Origin of the sequence: Yersinia sp. 2466 StPb PI (assembly GCF_041538325.1) — a bacterium.
Taxonomy (GTDB): Bacteria; Pseudomonadota; Gammaproteobacteria; order Enterobacterales; family Enterobacteriaceae; genus Yersinia; species Yersinia enterocolitica_E.
This window is the reverse complement of the sequence record NZ_JAULSL010000001.1, coordinates 1,430,078-1,452,496: the sequence shown is the minus strand read 5'-3', so window position 1 is coordinate 1,452,496 and position 22,419 is coordinate 1,430,078. Positions and strand designations below refer to the sequence as shown.

The following is a 22,419-nucleotide window of genomic DNA, read 5'->3' as shown; positions in this document are numbered from 1 at the left end:
GACTATGAGCTCGACAATCCTGATTAAAAATCAAAACAGCAATAAGAAAAAAGCTCTTCTGGCGCGTTATGCCCCACTTATTTTTCTTGTGTTGCTGATGGCGCTATTTACGTTATTGGCTCCGCGTTTTCTCTCATCAATCAATCTTTTTAATATTGTCAGGCAAGTTTCTATCTACGGCATTATCGCGGTGGGAATGACATTTATTATTCTGACCCGTGGCATTGATTTATCCGTCGGGGCGATTGCCGCTTTATCGGGAATGGTCGCCGCGGTAGTCGCCAAAGGCGGTATTGAAGGCCAGTTTATGCTGTTCTCTGATGGGCGGGAAATTGCCTGGCAATGGGCAGCATTGGCCGCAATTATCACCGGCGGACTAGCGGGCGCATTACAAGGATTGATTATTGCCCGCCTGACTGTACCCGCCTTTGTCGTGACCTTGGGCGGGCTGACCGTATTTCGCGGGCTAACGTTGATGATAAGTAATGGCAGCCCGGTCAGTGGGGTTGATGAAGCCTTTGGTTGGTGGGGGCGTGGCATGGTTGGCCCGGTTCCGGTGCCAGTCATCGTCTTTGCGCTGGTCGCGATTATTGCCTCACTCACGTTGCACTTTACCCGCTATGGCCGATCCATTTATGCCATTGGATCGAATCCTGAAGCGGCACGTTTATGTGGCCTGAATGTGAAAGGCGTGGTGACCAGTGTTTATGCGCTAACCGGATTATTCGCCGGGCTAGGCGGCTTTTTACTCACCGCACGCCTGAATTCGGCAGAAGCCGTGGCGGGTAACCAGTATGAATTGTATGTGATAGCGGCGGTAGTTATTGGTGGCACCAGTTTGTATGGCGGAACCGGCAGTATTTGGGGAACGGTAATTGGCACACTGCTGATTGGTGTGTTGTTAAACGGACTGGTCATTCTAAATATATCCCCATACATACAGCAGTTGCTGATCGGCATCATTATTGTTGCAGCCGTGACATTTGATATTTTCATCAAGAGGCAAAAAAGATGAGCAGAGCTATTTTCCTTACCGGCACCTCTGTCATCGAGGCGGCCAAACAAACTCTGTCAGCAACCTCTTTATCCGCTGAATTTGACAATGGATCTTTACGTTGGATTCGCTGGCATGGCGTAGAAATTTTACGGGCGGTGACCTTCTTGGTTCGCACTCCGGGATGGGGAACGCCAGAACCGCAGATTAGTGGGTTGGATATTCATCAGAGTGATGATGCCTTTGAAGTGAACTATCAGGCACATTACGTTAATGGCAGCGAACAACTCAGGGTCAATATCCACTTTGCAGGCCGTAGCGATGGAACATTGTCAGCAAGCGCCCGTATTGCTGCCGACACCTCTTTTGAAACCAATCGTACCGGTTTTGTTGTACTGTATCCCTTGGTCGGGTTTGCCGGTACCACCGTTCATGTCGAACATGCGACGGGAGAAAGTACCGATTTAACCATCCCTGATGCCATCAGCCCTGGGCAACCTATATTCAATATTCGGGCAATTACCCATCGGCCGATTGAGAATATCTCCGTTGTCACTCGATTTGATGGTGATATTTTTGAAGCCGAAGACCATCGCAATTGGTCGGATGCCTCTTTTAAGATATACAACCGCCCTATTGGTTTGCCTTATCCCTATCGCTTGCTACCAGAGCAGGTGTTGCATCAATCAGTCATCATTCATATCAGCGACAACACCAACCGATCACCAGATAAATCGGTCATTGATGCGGCACCCATTGCCCGCGTGGATGTTGGCGCGCTAACCCAACAATCCATGCCAGCCATTGGCTTGGGGCTGTCTGCTGATGAGAGTGCACAGGCTATCGCTTATACATCACAACTGGCCAATATTGGCCCGGTACATTTTTTGCTGCGCTATGACCCCTCCTCGTCACACAATATTGAACATCTCGCCGCCGCAAGCCAACTGGCTTCCCGCACAACGTTTCCGGTAGCGGTTGAATTACTGTTAACCGCCAGCCATGACCCGGCACCGGAGATAGCACAGGCAGCAAAACTGTTGCAAGATGTTGGCATCTCGCCGGTATCAGTGGCTATTTTCGCTAAAACGGATGAACGCTCATTCCAGCCCGGTGAGGTTCGCCCACCATCCCCTACTGATACCACTATCTATGCTGAAGCTAAAAACGCCTTCCCTGGTATTCCGGTAGGGGGCGGAAGCCCTGCATTCTTTACTGAATTCAACCGCAAGCGCCCTTCTCTTGGTGCATTTGATTTTATTACACATGCGACAACACCCACCGTTCATGCGGCGGATGATGCCTCAGTAATAGAAACCTTGCAGTCATTACCACACATCATTCGCTCCGCTCGGCACATCGCTGGCAATGTGCCATATCGCATTGGCCCTATTGGGATTGGCGCGCGGTTAAACCCATATGGCGAGGGGCCGGTCGTTAATCCGAATTCTGCCCGCGTGGGGCTGGCCGCGAATGATCCTCGCCAGCGCGGCCTATTTGCTGCGGCGTGGCATGTTGGCTACGCCGCCGTAATCGCAAAATATGGCATTGATAGCTTGGTTCTGGCGGCACCGACCGGGCCGTTTGGCGTGATTTCAACTAAACAGCGCTATGCCCGCCAGTGGTGGGATGAACAGAGTGAAGGTAGCGTGTATCCGTTATTTCATGTGGTGGCTGATTTGGCTTCCGCCAGTGGTAAACCGCGCCTTGAGGTGACATCAAGCAATGAAAAACTGGCCGTTATTGGCTGGCAGGAAAACCGTGAAAACATCTTGTTGATTGCCAATCTTGCCAGTGAACCGGTGAATGTCACGGTGGCAGATGTGGATCTTGTAAAGGTTCGTATCCTGGATGTTGCTCACAGTGAGCAGGCCGCACTATCACCACAGCTATTCCGCCAAGCAAGTGAGGCACGGGATATTGGTCAGGGCATCAGTCTGGATGCCTATGCGGTCGCAAGAATCAGTTATCAGAGACCATTAAATAAATGACTTCAAAACTGAAAGGGGCCGTTATTGGCTGTGGCTTTTTTGCCCAAAATCATCTGGCCGGTTGGAAAGATATTGAAGATGTCGACATTGTCGCGGTATGTGATCTGGATATTGAGAAAGCCAAAGCAGCGGCAGAGAAATTCGGCATCGCGCATTATACCGACGATGCTAATGCGCTGTTGGCGGCACAAACATTAGATTTTGTCGATCTTCCCACCACGATGGAAACCCATGAAGCCTTGGTTCGCACTGCGGTGTCACACCATATCGCGGTGATTGTGCAAAAACCGTTTGCGCCCGACCTTGCGGGATGCCGACGGATGGTTGCCATGGCACAAGCCGCGAATGTGCCGCTGATGGTCCATGAAGACTTTCGCTTTCAGAATGTATTCAGGGCCGCCAAAAAAATTATCGACCGTGGTGAATTGGGCCAATTAACCTTTGGCCGGCTCTCCTGGCGAACCGCCATTGATGTCTATTCGAACCAACCTTATCTGATAAAAGTTAAACGTTTCATGATCATGGACGTCGGGATCCACTTATTGGATCTGGCGAGATTCCTATTTGGCGAGGTTCAGGGGGTGTTTTGCCGCACGCAGCAAATCAAGGTGGGTATTGCCGGTGAAGATGCTGCCACCCTCTTGCTCTCACATGAGAATGGCGCAACGACAGTGCTCGATTTCAGCTATGCCTCACAACGCTATCCAGACCCCTTCCCACAAACATTGGTCGAGATTGAAGGTACCGCAGGCACCTTGTTAATTGGCGCCGATCAGGTGCTAACCCTCCATACCCAGGGTGAGTCCCGGCAAGAAAAGATCGAACATGACGCGCGTTCATGGACGAGTGAGCCATGGAAACAGATTCAGGACAGCGTGGTGCATACGCAACGCCATTTTATTGAGTGTTTGCGCCAGAATCGCGAACCGGAGACGTCGGGGCGGGACAGTTTATTAACCTATGGTTTGCTTGAGGCGGCCTATTTGTCAGCGGCCACTGCGCAGCAAGTTCTGCCCGAGAGAGATTAAGTATCACGAGGTGAAATGATGGGATTAGAAAATACACGGCCGCTGGGAAGATCAGGGTTGCAAATACCGACCATTGGGGTAGGAACATGCCCACTCGGCGAATTGTTCGAAGAAATTACTGAACAGGATGCGCAAGCAACACTAGAAACCGCATGGAATAGTGGTATCCGCTTATATGACACCGCACCTTGGTATGGGCGCGGCCAAGGAGAGCATAGAACCGGGCGATTTCTGTATAGAAAGCATCGTGGCGATTATGTGCTGTCAACCAAAGTAGGCCGACGCTTGTTAGCGCCCCGCTCGCGTGACACCTTCCAAACAGCACCCTGGCAAGGTGGCCTGGCCTTTGACCATGTCCATGATTACACCTATGACGGCATCTTGCGCTCGTATGAAGACAGCCTACAGCGATTGGGGATCAATAAAGTCGATATTTTATATATCCATGACTTAGATACTGGCTATTTCCCCCATGAGCAAGCGTTACTTGGCAAGTTAAAAGAGTTGGAGTCTGGCGGTTTCAGGGCATTGGAAGAGTTGAAAGCAGCCGGTGAGATTGCCGCGTTCGGGGCTGGAATTAATGAGCCGGGTATGATTAACCGCTTTCTGGATCGCTATCCCTTAGATGTGTTTCTGGTAGCGTCTCGCTACACCTTACTGGAGCAAGAGATCTACGCTGACGAGCTATTGCGGGCGCAACAACAAGGGGCCGGCATTGTCATTGGCGGCGTATTTAACTCCGGTGTATTGGCGACCGGCATCCATGATGGCGCACGTTATGACTATGGCAAATTACCGGTTTCTGTTGCTGATAGAGTCAAAAAACTGCAAGCCGTCGCGGCTGACTTTGCGGTGCCACTCGCGGCGGCCGCCTTGCAATTTCCGTTAGGATTCAGTGCCGTCACTAGTGTGCTGTACGGCCCCTCCAGATTCGCTGAAGTTACGCAAAATTCATTGAGTTTTCAGCACCCTATTCCAACAGCATTTTGGCATACCTTAAGAACACAGGGGTTGATTGCGGAACATATTCCACTACCCGGCCTGCCGGTATAAACGCAGACCCGTTATTTTTACCAGGGGGTTTTATGACATACAAAACAATAATTTCTGCCAAAGAATTAGCTGAACATCTACATGATACCGATTGGGTCATTTTGGATGCACGCTTCACACTGGATGATGAAAGTTGGGGGCAAAGTCAGTACTTGGTGGGGCACATCCCCGGCGCTCACTATGCAAATTTGGCCACTGATTTATCTGGCACCGTCATTCCAGGGCATACCGGCCGGCGACCACTGCCACAAATTGATGTGTTTGCAAAAACGCTGTCTCAGTGGGGAATTGGCCCCAACACCCAAGTTATTGTGTATGACGCAAGCGGGGGATTGATGGCTGCATCACGAACATGGTGGATGTTGCGCTGGTTGGGACATGATGCGGTGGCGGTATTGGATGGCGGCTGGCCTTTATGGCTTAAGTCCGGTTACCCAACCACCATCGAGATTCCGCCACCGGCTTTTGCCACCTTCGTTGCGCAAGAGCGCCCTGATTATATCGCGAACGTAACGCTGGTCGATAACGTTCGCCAGAACCCTGAGTGGGCGGTGTTTGATTCCCGCTCGGAAGAAGGTTTCCATGGCGGGGGGGTCTATCATGATCCCGTTCGTGGCCACATTCTTGGCGCCAGGTTGGCTGACCGTGCGAACACGCTCGATAGCAATGGGCAATTTCGCTCACCACAAGAGTTACGCCAGCATTACACCCGCTTATTGGGGGATGTGCCGATTGATCGCACAGTATTTTACTGTGGATCTGGGGTCACTGCGGCACAGAATCTGTTGGCTGTAGCGCATGCCGGTCTGGGGGATGCCAAACATTATGTAGGTTCTTGGAGTGAATGGATTATTGATCCCACCCGTGCCGTTGAATTGTAGCTTTTCGTGGAGATACGGCGTTTAACATTTTATCTCAATGCTGGCTGTCGCGTCAGCAGGTCACTATCTGAAGGTATCTATGAGTAATATTATTGATAAGTTGTTTTCTTTACAGGGCAAAGTGGTGCTGGTTTCTGGGGCTGGCGGAGCGATTGGCAGTGTGCTGAGTAAGGCGCTGGCAAATGCTGGTGCGACCGTGGCATTACACGATATTGACATCGCACGTATCAAACCGGTGCAAGAAGCGATTGAAGCTGAAGGAGGCAACGCCTTATCGATTACCGCTGATTTGAGTGATGTCGCGGCTTGCCGACAGTTGGTCGATACCGTGTATGACAAACTGGGGCAGATTGATGTTTTGCTCACCAGTGCTGGTGTCAATCGCAGAAAACCTATTAAAGATGTCACTGCTGAAGACTTTGATGCCATCATTGATATTAATTTACGTAGCGTCTACTTTTTGGCACAAGCCGTCCAACCCTATATGGCGAAACAGGGTGGCGGTAAAATCGTTAATATCAGCTCACTTAGCGCGAAACATGCATTCAATACGATCTCTGTTTATGCCGCATCAAAAGCAGCCGTCAGCCAATTAACCAAGGCGATGGCCCGCGAATGGGTGGGTGACAATATTCAAGTTAATGCGATTGAACCTGGTTTTATTAAAACCGAATTTACGCGCCCCTTGTGGGATGACGAATATCGTTCAAAATGGTTCCAGAACTTTATTCCGCAAGGGCGTTTAGGTAACCCAGATGATTTGATTGGCGCGGTACTCTTTTTAAGCTCGTCTGCCTCGGCCTATTTGACCGGGCAAGCGATTACCATTGATGGTGGCGTGTTATCAGGTTCTTCATGGGTGAATCCAGAAATAGCCTAAATACCCGCCATCCTTACCAGCAATAAATCTGGTGTTATTTACAAGAATAGTTTTGATGTTATTTGAGACTTTTCTTGATCGTAATCAAGAAAAGTCTCACACAATAGGAACTCACTTCATTCTTTGCCGCATCTATCAAAAAACAGCTTTAATCCTATTATAGTTCCAAGAGAAAATGTGATACCTTCATCGCGCAAAAATATAAGGTAATATTCTTTTATCTGGAGTAAATAACTCTTGAGACTCAGCGTATTTCCTCCCAAGGCATATCACCACGGATAAACATTATATTTAATCTGTTCCAAGGACAGAGCCTCTCTTTTTGCAACGGGTTACATAACATCATTACATTACGTTTAATCTTTTTGAGGTTTTATGGACAAAACATTTTTGGCCGGAGCAATTAGTCTGTCTTTGATTACATTACCTGCTCAGGTATTGGCTTTTACACCGATTGTAGAGGGAATAACCGTCAACAATGAAGTCGTCGATAGTGGCGAACAAATTGTACGTAACGGTGGCGTCATTAATAATGGCTGGGTTTATGGCTCCACCAATAATGGAATAATGACGAGAGTCGCAATTGCTATCACCAACGGGAGCAGTGCCGGTACAGCCAATAATACCACCGTGGGTGATGGCGGTTGGTTACAGGTTACCGATGCTTTTGCAACCGGTACTGTTGTTAATCAGGGCGGGTTGCTTGAGGTTAAAACCGCAGGGATCGTGACAGATAGCCAGATAAATAATGGCGGCTATATGAATCTAGGACTCAATAGCCAGTCGAAAGGTTATCTTAATATCGCGGCGGGTGCGGAACTGTTTATTACCAATAACGATACCTATACCAGCGATGTGACCACCAACAATCCCGCCCTGCCTGCCAATGTTACCATTGAGAACCTCAATGTGGCTGGCTTAGTCGACATTGGCCCTTCCTGGATAGGAGCAAGTGTGGTGCCGGTTTCTCCTCCTGAAGTCTTGGGACCGGTGCTGGTTACCCGCATCAATAATGTGACGATGCAAGGGGGGGATATCAACCTGCTGCCCTATTCTGCCGGCGGGCAATTTAACCGGCTGGAGATAGAGAATCTGTCTGGTCAGGGTAATTTTGCGATGACTACCCAGCTTGCCAGCAATGCCGGTGATTTTATTACGGTCTCGCAGCAGGCGACCGGCCAATTTGGTATTACCGTTCAGGACAGCGGTAAAGAACCGCAATCTGCCAACAGCCTGGCCTTGGTGCATATTAATCGTGGCGATGCTCAGTTCCGTTTGCTTAATGCGGGCGGCGTGGTGGATTTAGGCGTTTACCAATACGGGCTATACAGTCAGGAAAGCAATGGCAGTACTGACTGGTATTTAGCTACCAAGGCAGCCGACCTCCCCGGCATAACGCCGAACAGGCCAAACACGGCGGTTCCCGTGCTCAGCTCTGCGGCACAAGGTGTGTTGAATATGGCGGCAGCACCACGGCATATCCTGAATGCGGAATTGAGTACCTTGCGCCAGCGCCAGGGCGAGTTGAAAACCGATGCTGATGGCACCGTCGGCGTTTGGGCGCGTTATCTCACCGATGATAGCCGCTTGTCCGACAATAAAAACGTCGCTTTCAAGAATACCTTGAACGGTATGGAGATCGGGGCAGATAAACAATTGGGATTGAACCGGGGTAATGTGCTAATTGGGGCATTTACCGGCTACAGTTCATCCGATGTCAAAGCCACTCACAGTGCGGGGGCCAATGGTGATATTCGCAGTTACAGTGGTGGCCTCTACCTAACCTACCTGGATAAAAGCGGACTTTATATTGATACGGTGTTGAAAGCTAACCGTTTTAATAATGAACTGAGTACGCAAAGCGCGCGGGCGGAATACAGCCAGAATGCGTTTACCGCCTCGGTAGAAAGTGGCTATCAGTTACCTGTTTATAACAACCTGGTACTGGAACCCTATGGCAAAGTGAGTTATTCACGTATAGGTAGTGCAGATTATACCCTCAGTAACGGAATGGCTGCGGACGTGGCGAAAGCAGACAGTGTGCAAGGTGAGTTAGGCACGATATTGTCGGCTTCTTATACCGTCAATCAAATGGCAGTCAAGCCTTACGTTAAACTGGCTATTGCCCGTGAATTTATCAAAACGAATACCGTCGCCATTAACGGTATTGGCTTCGATAACAATTTCTCCGGTAATGTCGGCAAATATGGTGTGGGTATTGATGCCACCGTTGCCAGTAACACTTCTATTTTTGCTGAAGTGAATTATCTCAATGGTTCAAAAATTGAAACACCGGTAACAGCTAATATCGGATTCCGCCTACGGTTCTAATTTTTCTGCCCCTCCTCTGAGGGGCATCTTATTTACGGCGATATTTATTACTCCCTCTCTTTTATTTTTTATTCAAAAAAAGACAATCAACAAGATATTTCCCACAAAAACGCCTTTTTGTAGGATATTTCCCATGAATCACACGAGTTATTTCTCATATTTTCTTATATTCTGAAAATAGATTGAAAATAACTTTTACCTAGGCATAATGCGGCGAAATTTTATTCAGCCCTTTTATTCTGCCCCAGCCGGGCAAAGAGGATATGCCCTGTGCTGCGCGCCTGTTATTTTATATTAATCGCGGGCGTATTATCGCCAGTATTGACTATACCGTTCGCCAGTTATGGCGCGGAATTCCCCCCCGTTGAGCAAAGTATTCATCAACAGGCCCGGCAACGGGCACTGGAAGAGCGTTTGGCCCCCGCAACACCGGATGTGCGCTTATCAGCGCCAGCGGCCTCTTTGGGCCGTATTGTATTCCCGGTTGAGCACCCCTGCTTTGCCATTGATCGTATAAAAATCAGTGGCGCAGAGCCATTACCTCGCTGGTTGCCACTGCAACGTATCGCCAATCAGGCGCAAGGCCAGTGTTTGGGCGGCCAGGGCATTAACCTGCTGATGAGCCAGATGCAAAACCGCCTGATCGACCATGGCTATGTCACCACCCGGGTACTGGCCCCGCAGCAGGACTTAAACCGCGGCACGCTGGCGTTACACGTGGTGCCCGGCAAAATACGCCATGTTGAGCTGACGCCCGGCAGTGACCGCCATGTCACGTTGTTCAGTGCCTTCCCTGCCCGCCCTGGTAACCTGTTGGATTTGCGTGATATCGAGCAAGGACTGGAGAACCTACAGCGCGTCCCCACCGTGCAAGCCAGCATGGAATTGGTCCCGGGTGATGCCCCCGGCGAGACCGATATCGCCCTGAGCTGGAAGCAGAGTAAAATGTGGCGGCTGGCGGCCTCACTGGATGACTCCGGCACCCGCAGTACCGGCCGTTATCAAGGTGGCGCAACCCTGTTTCTCGATAATCCGCTTTCGCTGAGTGACCTGTTTTATGTCTCTGCCGGGGGGTCAATAAAGGATCGCGGCGATAAAGGCACCAATAACCTGACCGGCCACTACTCGCTGCCATTCGGTTACTGGACCGCGGGCATCACCGCCAGCAGCTATGACTACCACCAGACGGTGGCGGGCCTCAATGGCGATATCCATTACCGGGGGGAGTCGGAGAACGTAACGCTGCAACTCAGCCGCCTGCTGCACCGCAATGCCAGCCAAAAAACTACCCTGACCTACGATGTGCTGACCCGCTCGTCGAAAAACTATATCAATGATACCGAAATTGAAGTGCAGCGCCGCCGTACCTCGGCCTGGCGTGTCGGGCTGGAACATCGCCACTTTATCTCGCAGGCCACACTGGACGCAGGTATCAGTTACCAGCGCGGCACCCGCTGGTTGGGTGCAGTACCGGCACAAGAAGAGTATTTCGGCGAAGCCACTGCCCTGAGCAAAATTCTGCGTTTGAATGCGCAACTGGATATTCCTTTTGTGATTGCGACGCAAAACGTCCATTACAACCTGCAATATCAGCGGCAAAGCACCAACACCCCCCTGACGCCACAGGATCAATTCTCCATCGGCGGCCGCTGGTCAGTGCGCGGATTTGATGGCGAACGCACGCTGAATGCCGATCGCGGCTGGACGGTGCGCAATGATCTCGGCTGGTATACCCCGCTACCAGGCCATGAACTGTATGTCGGCGTGGATTACGGCGAGGTCAGCGGTCGCAGCGACCCTTATCTGCTGGGCCACCATCTGGCGGGCAGTGTCGTCGGTGTGCGCGGCACGGTGCTCAATACCCGTTATGACCTGTTTGCTGGCAAGCCGCTGTCAAAACCTGATGGCTTCAAAGCCGACTCAGTGACGGTGGGCTTTAACCTGAACTGGCAATACTGATGCACCTTATTAACCCTTTAGCTGTTGAGAGTCACCATGAATAAGAACCTGTACCGTATCGTATTTAACAAGGCGCGTGGCTTATTAATGGTGGTAGCCGATATCGCCGCCTCCGGTCGGGCCGCCTCGTCGCCCTCATCAGGTCTTGGACATACTCAACGCCGCCGTATCAGTACCTTATCGTCGCTGAGTTTTAGTCTGTTACTGGCCTTGGGCTGCGTCTCGTTATCCGCGCAAGCCAATATTGTCGCCGATGCCAGTGCGCCGGGTAACCAACAGCCGACCATTATCAGCAGTGCCAACGGTACGCCACAGGTCAATATCCAGACACCCAGTAGCGGTGGGGTTTCGCGTAACGTTTACAGCCAGTTCGATGTTGATAATCGCGGCGTGATCCTCAATAACGGCCACGGTGTCAACCAGACCCAACTCGGCGGTTTTGTCAACGGTAATCCGTCGCTGGCGCGCGGTGAAGCCAGTATTATCCTCAACGAAGTCAACAGCCGCGACCCAAGTAAACTTAACGGTTATATCGAGGTCGCTGGCCGCAAAGCGCAGGTGGTTATCGCCAACCCATCAGGCATTACTTGTGATGGCTGCGGCTTTATCAACGCCAACCGTGCGACCTTAACCACCGGTCAGGCACAGCTCAATAACGGCCAACTCACTGGCTACGATGTCGATCGGGGTGAGATTGTTATTCAGGGCAAAGGTCTGGACAGCAGCCGTCAGGACCATACCGACCTGATCGCCCGTTCGGTTAAAGTCAATGCCGGTATCTGGGCCAATGATCTAAAAGTCACCGCCGGACGCAATCAGGTTGACGCCGCGCACCAAAATATTACCACCAAAGCCGACGATGGCAGCGCCCGCCCTACCGTGGCGGTGGATGTCGCCAATTTGGGTGGCATGTACGCCGGTAAAATTCGCCTGATCGGGACTGAAACCGGTGTCGGGGTGCGCAATGCCGGTGAGATAGGGGCGTCAGCCGGTGATATCACTATCACGGCGGATGGCATGCTGGTCAACAGCGGTCAGATCAACAGTGCTCAACATCTGGCGGTGAAGACCGCCGCCGGTATAGCGAACGCAGGTGTGCTCTATGCGCAGGGCAATACCCAGCTCACCACCGCAGGCAAGTTGAATAACACCGGTACTGTCGCGGCGGCGGGTGATACCTCGCTGCGCGCGGCAGAAGTCAATAGTAGCCGCAACTCGGTACTGGGTGCCGGTGTCAAGTCCGACAACAGCGCGATCACCAGTGGCACCTTGCGCGTTGATGCCAGCGGGCAGTTAACCGCCCAAGGCAAAAATATTAGCGGGACGGCGCAAGTGCTTAACGCGCACAGTATCGATCTGAGTGGCAGCCAAACACAGAGCCGTGACCTGACACTCACCGCACAAGGTGGCGCTATCGATCTCACCGGCGCTGAACTGCTAGCCAGTGGCAACCTGTCTGCGTCGACCGCCGCGCTGTTACGTACCGACAGCGCCAGACTGATTGCGGAGAGGGTCACGCTGAACGCCCAATCGCTCTCCAATGTTGGCGGCGTGATAGCGCAAACCGGTACCACGGACTTCAACCTGAATCTGCCGGGTGATGTCGATAACCGGGGTGGCACCCTGCTCTCTAAAGGCAATGTGGCGGTCAATGCACAGCGCCTGGATAGCAACGGGGGCAGCCTGTTAGCGGCGGGCGTACACAGTGATGGCCGCCTGATGGATAGCGGTGACTTGAGGGTAACCACCCGTCAGGAGCTGATCGCGCAAGGGCAGACCCTCGCCGCCGGTGCAATGACGCTAACCGGTAGCCGGGTTGATTTGACCGACAGCCATACCCAAGCCCGAGAGATAGACATCACCGCCAACAGTGGCGATATCAGTACGCAGCGCGCCAATATTCTCGCCCTTGGAACGCTGACCATTAATGCGGGGGCAAGTGCCGGGCAAACCCTCAATAACCAAAGTGGCACACTGGCGGCGAATAACATCGCATTGAATCTGGGCCAGCTTGACAATAACGCCGGTAAGGTTACCGCCAGTCAGGATCTGACCCTTGATTTACAGCGTGATTTCAGCAATCTGGCCGACTCGACACTGCAGGCCGGACATGATTTAACCTTAACCACCCGCGGCGCGTTAACCAATGACGGGCAGTTATTAGCGGGCGGCAAACTCAGCACCGGCTCAAGCAGCTTGCTCAATAGTGGCCATATTATTGCGACGCAAGCCAGCCTCAGGGCAGCGGGCGCATTAATTAACCGTGGTGAGATATTAACCCGCGGGCGACTTGATACCGACTCCAATACCCTGTTCAACACCGGCACCCTGATCAGTGCCGAAGCCACGCTTAAAGCACGGGAGCGTATTACCAACTCCGGCCCTGGTGCCCTGATCGGTGCCACCGATGAAAACGGCACCTTAGCCTTGTTGGCACCGGTAATTGAAAACAGTGATACCGTCACCAACACTGATTCCGCCCCAACCACCACCCTTTTAGGCATGGGCAAGGTTATCTTTGCCGGTGCGTTGGACAATAGCGGCAATTATCTGGCGGCGGCTCAGGTGCTCAATATTTCGGGTTTGATTGAATCCGGCAAAGATATGTTGATTTACGCCACGACGCTGACCAATCGCCGTCATATTCTCACCGCCAATAGTAACTTTGTTGTGGCCGACACCGTGAATGGGTCGGCGGTCTGGACAGAAGAAAACCCTGATATTCCAGGCGGACGCTACAGTGAACCCGAACATGGCGGGGCAAATAATAGCGATTATATCGGCACCGATTATACGTCGACTATTGCCTATAACAGCATTGATCAAATCAGCCCAGAGGCACAACTGCTGGCCGGCGGGAACCTGACGCCGCAGGTCAGCACGCTGGAAAACTTCTGGAGTAAAGTGAGCGCACAGGGCGAGATTTCACTCTCTGGCGTCACTTTGCAACAGGATGGCTGGGGCAGCGCACAACGCCTGATCGAACGCACCACCTCCAGCGGTCAGTGGAATTACCGTAACTATAAAGGCGGCTTGTGGAGCAGAAGTTGGGGGCCAGAGGTCAAAGAGCACGCGACTAACCAATATGCCTCCAGTATTACCGCACAAACCCTCAGCGGCAGTGGCACCACGATCAATAACGGTGCCAACCCTGGTGCCATTGCGCCCCCTACAGGTAGCGACAATAGCGGGAAAGATATCGCCATCGAGTTTAACGGTATCTCGCTGACACAGCCCAACGGTGGACTGTATAAGTTCAATACCGACTACACCGTCAGCGGCGGTTATCTGATTGAAACTAACCCGGCGTTTGCCAATCTGAATAACTGGCGTGGATCAGACTACGTACTCCAACAGTTGAATAGTAACCCGGATGTGATATTCAAACGCCTGGGGGATAACGCCTATGAACAGCGTCTGGTGCGCGATCAGGTGCTAGCGTTGACCGGTCAGGCGGTGGCCAGTAATTACCGCAGCGCCCAAGAGCAGTTCGAGCAACTGTTTGCCGCGGGCCTCGAATACAGCAAGACGTTCAATCTTGCCCTCGGCACCCACCTCAGTGCGGAACAGATGGCGGCATTGACCAGTAATATCGTGCTGATGGAAAGCCGTGACGTTGCCGGGCAAACCGTGTTGGTACCGGTGGTGTATCTGGCGGGAGTGAAACCAGGCGACTTGCGTGCCAACGGGGCATTGATTGCCGCGAATAATATCGAATTAACCGATATGCAGGGTTTCACCAATCAGGGGGCGATTAAAGCCAGCAATGACCTGAGCATCAGCATGGCGCAGGACATCACGCTCAATAACCGTGGCGGCTTGCTTCAGGCCGGTAATAATATGTTGCTCAGTACACTGAACAGCGATATTGACCTGACCAGCGCGCGGTTAAATGCCACCAACCTGCAACTCGATAGCGGCCGCGATGTGATCCTGCGCACCAGCAGTGAGCAACTCAGCAGTGATAATGGTGCGGTTCAGCGCAGCCAAACCGTACTGGGGCCGCTGGCGAGTATCAATGTCAGTCATAACGCGACTATCAATACCGAACGTGATTTTATCCTGCAAGGTGCCAGCCTCAATGTGGGTCAGGATCTTCAGGTGAATACCGGCGGCGACTGGCTGTTGAATACCGTACAAAGCAGCGACCAGATAAGTGCGAATTATGGTTATGGCAGTTCGACCAGTGAGCATATCCGCCATCTGGGCAGCGAGGTGAATGTCGGCGGCGCGCTAACCGCTAACGTCGACAATTTAACTGCCGTAGGCGCTAATATTAATGTCAACACCATTGATATACAGGCGCAGAATATTAACCTCAGTGCAGCGACCGACAGCCTGCACGTCACTGGCGAATCGTCGAGCAAGCGCCATACCAGTTCAGTGGATCTCTACGATGAAACGCTGCGCGGCAGCCAGTTGAACGCCACCGGCGATATCAATTTGCAGACGGCAAAAGACATCAATATCAGTGCCAGTGCGGTACAAACCGACGGTGCGTTGAATCTGGCGGCGGGCGGCGATGTCACCCTCACTACCCAGACTGAACAGCATGATGCGCAGCGCACTCATACCGGCACCAAAAAAGGGCTGGCCTCCAGCACCACCACGCGTACCGAAGACAGTATTAGCCAGACACTGGCGGTCGGCTCCATGCTGTCAGCCGGTTCTATCGATGTCAGTGGCAAAAATATCGCGGTCATCGGCAGTAACGTGGTGGCCGATAATGATATTAACTTGCGGGCGAAAGAAAACATTACCGTCGGCACGGCGCAACAGAGCGAGAGCGAATCTCACCTGTTCGAGCAGAAAAAATCCGGCCTGATGAGCACCGGCGGCATTGGTGTCACGGTGGGCAGCAACAGCCAAAAAACCACCGACACTGGCAAATCTATCTCCAACGTGGGCAGCACGGTGGGCAGTGTGCTGGGCAATGTCAGCATGACCGCCGGTGAAGACCTGACGGTGCAAGGCTCCGAGGTGTTGGCCGGTAAAGACATCAGTCTGACCGGTAAAAACGTCGCTATTTTGGCGGCGGAGAATCAAAGCAGCCAGACCCACAGCGTTGAGCAAAAAAGTAGCGGCCTGACACTGGCACTGTCTGGCGCGGTTGGCAGCGCCCTCAATACTGCGGTTACCACCGCCAAAGATGCCCGCGAAGAGAGCAATGGCCGACTGTCTGCGCTGCAAGGGGTTAAAGCGGCACTCAGTGGTGCGCAGGCGGTGCAAGCCGGTCAGTTGGTACAGGCGCAAGGGGGCGATACTGCCAGCATGTTCGGCGTCAGCGCTTCATTAGGCTCACAAAAATCGGCCTCGCAGCAACATCAGGAACAGACCAGTGTGACAGGCTCGACTCTGACGGCGGGCAACAACCTGAGCGTGACGGCCACCGGTGAGGGGAACCCGGCGAACAGCGGCGATATTGTGGTGCAAGGCAGCCAGCTCAAAGCCGGTGGCGATACCACCCTGGATGCGGCGCGTGATGTGCTGTTGCTCGGTGCCGCCAACACGCAGAAAACCGACGGCAGCAACAGCAGCAGCGGTGGCAGTGTGGGGGTCAGTCTGGGGTTCGGTAGCGCTGGTGGTGGCCTGAGTATCTTTGCCAATGCCAACAAGGGTCAGGGCAATGAGCACGGCGACGGCACCTTCTGGACTGAAACGCAGATTGACACAGGCGGCACACTGTCGCTCAGCAGCGGGCGTGACACTTCGCTGATAGGCGCGCAAGCCAGCGGTGAAACTGTCAAAGTGGATGTCGGCCGTGACCTGTTACTGCAAAGCCAGCAAGACAGCGATAACTATGATGCGAAGCAGACCAGTACCAGCGGCGGTGTCAGCATGGCGGTGGTCGGCGGCGGTGGCTCTGCCAACCTGAGCATCAGTAAAGATAAGCTGCACAGCAATTATGACTCGGTACAGGAGCAGACCGGTATTTTTGCAGGCTCTGGCGGCTTTGATATCACCGTGGGTGAACACACTCAGCTCGATGGCGCAGTGATTGCCAGCACCGCAGACAAGAGCAAAAACAGTCTGGATACCGGCACACTGGGCTTTAGCAATATTGAAAATAAAGCCGATTTCAAGGCTGAACATCAGGGCGGTAGCCTGAGCACCGGTGGCCCGGTGGGGTCTGACCTGCTGAGCAATCTGGGCGGCGTGGTGCTGTCGGGTTTGGGTAATGACGGCCATGCCGACGGTACCACACAGGCAGCGGTCAGTGAGAGTACCATCACTATTCGTGACACCGATAAACAACAGCAGAATGTCGATGACCTGAGCCGCGACACCGACAATGCCAATGGCAGCATTACTCCTATCTTTGATAAAGAGAAAGAGCAGAATCGCCTGAAAGAAGCACAGCTGATTGGCGAGATTGGCGGTCAGGCAATGGATATTGCGCGGACGCAGGGAGATATCCTCGGGCTTGAGGAAGCTTTGAAACGCCATCCTGAGTTGAAAGGCGATGCGGAAGCCTTGCGTGAGACCGCAGAATATAAAGCTGAAATGCAGAAATACGGCACCGGCAGTGCACTGCAACAAGGTCTTCAGGCCGCGACAGCAGCCATACAGGGCTTGGCCGGAGGAAATATGGCGCAGGCACTGGTGGGGGCTTCTGCGCCGTATCTGGCTGAAGTGATTAAGAAAAGCACCGGAGATAATCAGGCGGCTAATGTGATGGCACACGCCGTGCTGGGTGCTGTCACCGCTTATGCCAGTGGCAACAGTGCGCTGGCGGGTGCTGCGGGCGCGGCCACTGCCGAGTTGATGGCTCCGACGATTATCGCCGCAATGGGCTGGGACAAGGACAATCTCTCCGAAGACCAGAAGCAAACGGTCAGTGCATTGGCGACTCTGGCCGCAGGATTGGCTGGTGGATTGACGGGTGACAGCACCGCTGATACGGTTGCGGGTGCGCAAGCTGGGAAAAATGCGGTGGAGAATAACTTCCTCAAAGTTGTTGCAGAAGGTTGTGCCATCGCTGCTCCATGTCGTAGCAAGGTCGCAGAGCAGTTGCTGGAGATAGGGGCAAAAGCAGGTATCGCAGGGTTAGCCGGTGCGGCAGCCAAAGAAGTTGCCGATAAGATGACTTCTGACGAACTAGATCACTTAATCACCCTGCAGATGATGGGTAACGATGAGATCACCAGTAAATATCTTAGTTCGCTTCAGGATAAATATGCTCCTGCTCATACCGGTGGTGACCAACAAGCGGGTACGGAAAGCTCAGGTAAGCTGGAAAATCCTGTACAGGATGTGAATAAGGGAACTACGTTAGTTACGCCGAATCAGGCCGACAAGAATAGCTATCTTATCACTATATCTCCTGAAACCCAGCCAGGGAAAAATGATGGAATATTCATCAATCCTAAACCGATAGATAATACAAATACTGGTTATATCTCTGAGTCATCCGATAAAAATAGCCCTATTAGTGCAGGTGATTTCTTCAAAGGGACGGCGTACACAGATAAAGTCAAACAACAAGCTTCTTCTGGGGACTTCCATTCGTTCCCAGAATCAGTAGATGGTCATGCTGGTCAGGGGAAAATATCAGTAATTACAGGGGGTGATGGTGTGGAGCGTCTAAAGCTAGAGATATCTGGTAGTTATCGTGGAAAAGAAGGTGTATTCGAATATATCCGTGAGCCAAGTGGAGCCATAAATCATCGCCTCTTTGTACCTAAATAATAAATGGAAGTGGTTTGGAAAATGATAAATAAAATATTAGAGTTGTACGCACGTTGTGGAAAAAGCCTCCTAGATAACGGACTTAATGATGCAGTCCTGCCGATGTCTGTAACAAATCAGGCTTTGGAGCTATTTGTTGAAGCTAAGTGGATTGTACTTGGGGGAGACGTTTATCAGCATGAAGATAATAAGATGAAGAATTTTTATGCGGACTGGTACTGCAATTTGGTCGATTCTTCTGATAGCTGCAATTATGCTAAAGAGCATTTAAACAAATTAAAGGGCGACAACATCTATATCTCTTTCACAATAAAAAATTGAAAAGTTCCCAGTCATACCATACTGGCCGGGAACTTTACTTTTAAGCCCTAAAAACTCCTTCTTCCTGCCGTTGCAACCGAATAACACCGGGTGCAGCGGTCACATCCAGTTGTTTAGAGCTGGCAATGCCGGACCCGGTGAGCCAGTCGCCGCCGATAATCAGCTCGCCGTTATCCAACACCCAATCCGCCCCTAAATCCTGCCGGTCTTGGCTGGCTTCGCACAGCACTTCCTAGGTGGCTTCGGCAGTGACGACAGTGATCCAGAGCGTGTGATGCTGGCGTGTCAGTTGCAACGGGGTATCAGTGGTAAATCCCAATGCGGCCAACGTGCCGACTGCCAGTGTCAGTTCAGGGATCGGTTCGGGGGTAAAGGTGATGTTCATGCGGTACTGCGAGGAAAAGCAAGAGTGAATCTCACCTGTTCGAGCAGAAAAAATCCGGCCTGATGAGTACTGGCGGGATTGGTGTCACCGTGGGCAGCAACAGCACCAAAATGATCGATACCGGTCAATCGATTTCTACTGTCGGCAGCACGGTGGGCAGCGTACTGGGCAATGTCAGCATGACTGCCGGTGAAGACCTGACGGTGCAAGGCTCTGATGTGTTGGCCGGGAAAGACATCAATCTGACCGGCAAAAACGTCGCTATTCTGGCGGCGGAGAATCAAAGCAGCCAGACCCATACCGTTGAGCAAAAAAGTAGCGGCCTGACACTGGCACTGTCTGGCGCGGTTGGCAGCGCCCTCAATACCGCGGTCACCACCGCCAAAGATGCCCGCGAAGAGAGCAATGGCCGACTGTCTGCGTTGCAAGGGGTTAAAGCGGCACTCAGTGGTGCGCAGGCGGTGCAAGCCGGTCAGTTGGTACAGGCGCAAGGGGGCGATACTGCCAGCATGTTCGGCGTCAGCGCTTCATTAGGCTCACAAAAATCGGCCTCGCAGCAACATCAGGAACAGACCAGTGTGACAGGCTCGACTCTGACGGCGGGCAACAACCTGAGCGTGACGGCCACCGGTGAGGGGAACCCGGCGAACAGCGGCGATATTGTGGTGCAAGGCAGCCAGCTCAAAGCCGGCGGCGACACCACCCTGGATGCGGCGCGTGATGTGCTGTTGCTCGGTGCCGCCAACACGCAGAAAACCGACGGCAGCAACAGCAGCAGCGGCGGAAGCGTGGGTGTCAGTCTGGGGTTCGGTAGCGCTGGCGGTGGTCTGAGCATCTTTGCCAATGCCAACAAGGGTCAGGGCAATGAGCACGGTGACGGCACCTTCTGGACTGAAACGCAGATTGACACAGGCGGCACACTGTCGCTCAGCAGCGGGCGTGACACTTCGCTGATAGGTGCGCAAGCCAGCGGCGAAACCGTCAAGGTCGATGTCGGCCGCGACTTGCTGCTGCAAAGCCAGCAAGACAGCGATAACTATGATTCGAAGCAGACCAGTACCAGCGGCGGTGTCAGCATGGCGGTGGTCGGCGGCGGTGGCTCTGCCAACCTGAGCATCAGTAAAGACAAGTTGCACAGCAATTATGACTCGGTACAGGAGCAGACCGGTATTTTTGCAGGCTCTGGCGGCTTTGATATCACCGTGGGTGAACACACTCAGCTCGATGGCGCAGTGATTGCCAGCACCGCGGACAAGAGCAAAAACAGTCTGGATACCGGCACGCTGGGGTTCAGTGATATCGGTAATAAAGCGGACTTCAAGGTAGAGCATCAAAGTGTCGGCATCAGTACCGGCGGTAGCATCGGCGGTCAGTTTGCCGGGAATATGGCCAACGGCTTGCTGGTCGGGGCTAACAATGAAGGCCACGCCGACAGCACCACCCATGCCGCAGTCTCCGATGGCACTATCACGGTGCGTGACACGGATAAGCAACAGCAAAATGTTGATGACCTGAGCCGCGATGCTGAACACGCCAACAACGCCCTCTCCCCTATCTTTGATAAAGAGAAAGAGCAAAACCGGCTGCGGGAAGCGCAGTTGATTGGTGATATTGGTAGTCAGGCGATAGACATTGCGGCAACGCAAGGTAAGATCCTGGCGACAAACGCCGGTAAAGCGGAGCTGGAAGCGAAAGGCATCAAGGCACCAGGCCAGGACGCGACACCGGAAGAGCGAGCGATGTATGACAAGCTGCTAACCAGCACTTCCGCCTATAAAACCACACAAGCCCAATACGGCACTGGCAGCGCATTGCAGCAAGGCATCCAAGCTGCTACGGCGGCGGTGCAAGGCTTGGCAGGTGGGAATATGGCGCAGGCGCTGAGTGGTGCTGCAGCGCCGTATCTGGCGGAAATCATAAAACAGTACGCGCCGGATGAAGCCAGTCGAGTCATGGCTCATGCGGTTCTGGGCGCAGTGGTGGCGCAGGCCAGTGGTAACAGCGGTCTGGCGGGAGCTGCGGGTGCGGCAACCTCGGCGCTGATCGGTGAAAACATCAAGAAATCACTGTACGGTGATATCCCGGTCAGCCAACTGAGCGAAGAGCAGAAGCAAACGCTGGTTGCACTGGGTAGCTTGGCGGCGGGTCTGGCTGGTGGCTTGGCCGGTGGTGATACTGCTGGCGCGGTATCCGGTGCGCAGGCAGGTAAGAACGAACTCAGCAACAATATGACCAGTCTTGGCCTCATATCGCAGATGATGGCGCAAGAAACGCTGAACGCCGCCGCGATGGCCGAAGCAGGCAAAGGCGGAGCTAACGAGCAAGCCGCGCTGGCGCTGACCAAGAAAGTGAAGGAAGGGTTAGACGCGGCCTGTCTGAAAAATGCAAGCTGTGTGCTGTTGGCGGTGGTTGCAGCGCAGAACCAATCAGACTCTAACGGTAGCCAGAATCCGAATATCGGCAAGGATCTGACGGATGAACAGAAGAAAGAGATTGGTGGGGCGGGTTCAGGAACACCGGGAGGGTGGGGGCCAGAGGATGAGGAAGCAGGACGAAATAGTAACTCTTCATCAGACCCTAAAAGTAGGGGGCAGCATGAAGAATATGTGGACTCATTACGTGCATCGATGGAAAAACCAAATGTTAAAGATGAAAATCTTAAAAACTTAATTGATGACTTATACCGACCGAATGCCAAAGTTGGCAGTGGAAGTACAGCGGATGCTGTTCGCTACGAATTAGCTACTGGAGAAAAAGTTGGTGGTAGAGGGCACGTTGAAAAGGCTCAAACATATTCCAAGGCATTGCAAGATTGGCTAAATAAGAATCCTCAAGCTTCTTCAAGTGATAAAGCTGCGGCAGAAAACGTTCTGAAAGACATGCAAAATGCTCTTAAGGGTAAGTAAT

Annotated in this window: 13 protein-coding genes; 11 read left to right on the top strand and 2 right to left on the bottom strand. The window is 52.7% G+C overall.

Annotated features, from left to right (window positions below; genetic code table 11):
- The first annotated feature begins 4 nt into the window (after positions 1–4).
- The 10 genes from Q2T72_RS06485 (at position 5) to imm40 (ending at position 19,127) form a co-directional block, all read left to right on the top strand.
- Positions 5–1,015, top strand: a complete 1,011-nt coding sequence (locus Q2T72_RS06485) for an ABC transporter permease (RefSeq protein ID WP_083163817.1) — start codon at positions 5–7, stop codon at positions 1,013–1,015.
- On the top strand, positions 1,012–2,985 hold the full coding sequence (locus Q2T72_RS06480; protein WP_372568848.1) for a hypothetical protein: 1,974 nt from the start codon (positions 1,012–1,014) through the stop codon (positions 2,983–2,985). The genes Q2T72_RS06485 and Q2T72_RS06480 overlap by 4 nt, the downstream gene beginning before the upstream one ends.
- Positions 2,982–4,013, top strand: a complete 1,032-nt coding sequence (locus Q2T72_RS06475) for a Gfo/Idh/MocA family protein (protein WP_083159725.1) — start codon at positions 2,982–2,984, stop codon at positions 4,011–4,013. The genes Q2T72_RS06480 and Q2T72_RS06475 overlap by 4 nt, the downstream gene beginning before the upstream one ends.
- Positions 4,014–4,028: 15 nt before the next feature.
- Positions 4,029–5,066 (top strand): aldo/keto reductase, encoded by a 1,038-nt coding sequence (locus Q2T72_RS06470; RefSeq protein WP_372568847.1) that lies wholly within the window; start codon positions 4,029–4,031, stop codon positions 5,064–5,066.
- A gap of 32 nt (positions 5,067–5,098) precedes the next feature.
- Complete coding sequence (locus Q2T72_RS06465) at positions 5,099–5,947, top strand: sulfurtransferase (RefSeq protein ID WP_083159729.1); 849 nt, start codon at positions 5,099–5,101, stop codon at positions 5,945–5,947.
- A 79-nt stretch (positions 5,948–6,026) separates the two neighbouring features.
- Positions 6,027–6,827: a glucose 1-dehydrogenase gene (locus Q2T72_RS06460; RefSeq protein WP_227746551.1), complete on the top strand. Its 801-nt coding sequence runs from the start codon at positions 6,027–6,029 to the stop codon at positions 6,825–6,827.
- 375 nt (positions 6,828–7,202) lie between these two features.
- Positions 7,203–9,158, top strand: a complete 1,956-nt coding sequence (locus tag Q2T72_RS06455) for an autotransporter outer membrane beta-barrel domain-containing protein (RefSeq protein WP_372568846.1) — start codon at positions 7,203–7,205, stop codon at positions 9,156–9,158.
- Between the two features lie 273 nt (positions 9,159–9,431).
- Positions 9,432–11,117, top strand: a complete 1,686-nt coding sequence (locus Q2T72_RS06450; RefSeq protein ID WP_372569863.1) for a ShlB/FhaC/HecB family hemolysin secretion/activation protein — start codon at positions 9,432–9,434, stop codon at positions 11,115–11,117.
- 36 nt (positions 11,118–11,153) lie between these two features.
- Positions 11,154–18,806, top strand: coding sequence for a hemagglutinin repeat-containing protein (locus tag Q2T72_RS06445; RefSeq protein WP_372568845.1), 7,653 nt, complete (start codon positions 11,154–11,156; stop codon positions 18,804–18,806).
- Positions 18,807–18,827: 21 nt separating this feature from the next.
- Complete coding sequence (gene imm40, locus Q2T72_RS06440) at positions 18,828–19,127, top strand: Imm40 family immunity protein (protein ID WP_083159735.1); 300 nt, start codon at positions 18,828–18,830, stop codon at positions 19,125–19,127.
- Positions 19,128–19,167: 40 nt separating this feature from the next.
- Here the strand turns inward: imm40 and Q2T72_RS06435 are convergent, their stop codons facing one another.
- Positions 19,168–19,356 carry a hypothetical protein gene (locus tag Q2T72_RS06435; RefSeq protein WP_372568844.1) on the bottom strand — a complete coding sequence of 63 codons (189 nt, stop codon included), beginning with the start codon at positions 19,354–19,356 and terminating at the stop codon, positions 19,168–19,170.
- Positions 19,357–19,359: 3 nt separating this feature from the next.
- Entirely contained in the window at positions 19,360–19,512 is a 153-nt protein-coding gene (locus Q2T72_RS06430; protein WP_372568843.1) for a hypothetical protein, read from the bottom strand.
- A gap of 110 nt (positions 19,513–19,622) precedes the next feature.
- Between Q2T72_RS06430 and Q2T72_RS06425 the strand changes: the two genes are divergently transcribed.
- On the top strand, positions 19,623–22,418 hold the full coding sequence (locus tag Q2T72_RS06425) for a hemagglutinin repeat-containing protein (protein ID WP_372569862.1): 2,796 nt from the start codon (positions 19,623–19,625) through the stop codon (positions 22,416–22,418).
- Position 22,419: the final 1 nt, after the last annotated feature.

Coding starts and splice junctions, on each gene's coding strand:
- Q2T72_RS06485 (WP_083163817.1), top strand. CDS start 5: ATGAGCTCGACAATCCTGATTAAAAATCAAAACAGCAATAAGAAAAAA.
- imm40 (WP_083159735.1), top strand. CDS start 18,828: ATGATAAATAAAATATTAGAGTTGTACGCACGTTGTGGAAAAAGCCTC.
- Q2T72_RS06470 (WP_372568847.1), top strand. CDS start 4,029: ATGATGGGATTAGAAAATACACGGCCGCTGGGAAGATCAGGGTTGCAA.
- Q2T72_RS06455 (WP_372568846.1), top strand. CDS start 7,203: ATGGACAAAACATTTTTGGCCGGAGCAATTAGTCTGTCTTTGATTACA.
- Q2T72_RS06465 (WP_083159729.1), top strand. CDS start 5,099: ATGACATACAAAACAATAATTTCTGCCAAAGAATTAGCTGAACATCTA.
- Q2T72_RS06460 (WP_227746551.1), top strand. CDS start 6,027: ATGAGTAATATTATTGATAAGTTGTTTTCTTTACAGGGCAAAGTGGTG.
- Q2T72_RS06445 (WP_372568845.1), top strand. CDS start 11,154: ATGAATAAGAACCTGTACCGTATCGTATTTAACAAGGCGCGTGGCTTA.
- Q2T72_RS06475 (WP_083159725.1), top strand. CDS start 2,982: ATGACTTCAAAACTGAAAGGGGCCGTTATTGGCTGTGGCTTTTTTGCC.
- Q2T72_RS06425 (WP_372569862.1), top strand. CDS start 19,623: ATGATCGATACCGGTCAATCGATTTCTACTGTCGGCAGCACGGTGGGC.
- Q2T72_RS06430 (WP_372568843.1), bottom strand. CDS start 19,512: ATGAACATCACCTTTACCCCCGAACCGATCCCTGAACTGACACTGGCA.
- Q2T72_RS06480 (WP_372568848.1), top strand. CDS start 1,012: ATGAGCAGAGCTATTTTCCTTACCGGCACCTCTGTCATCGAGGCGGCC.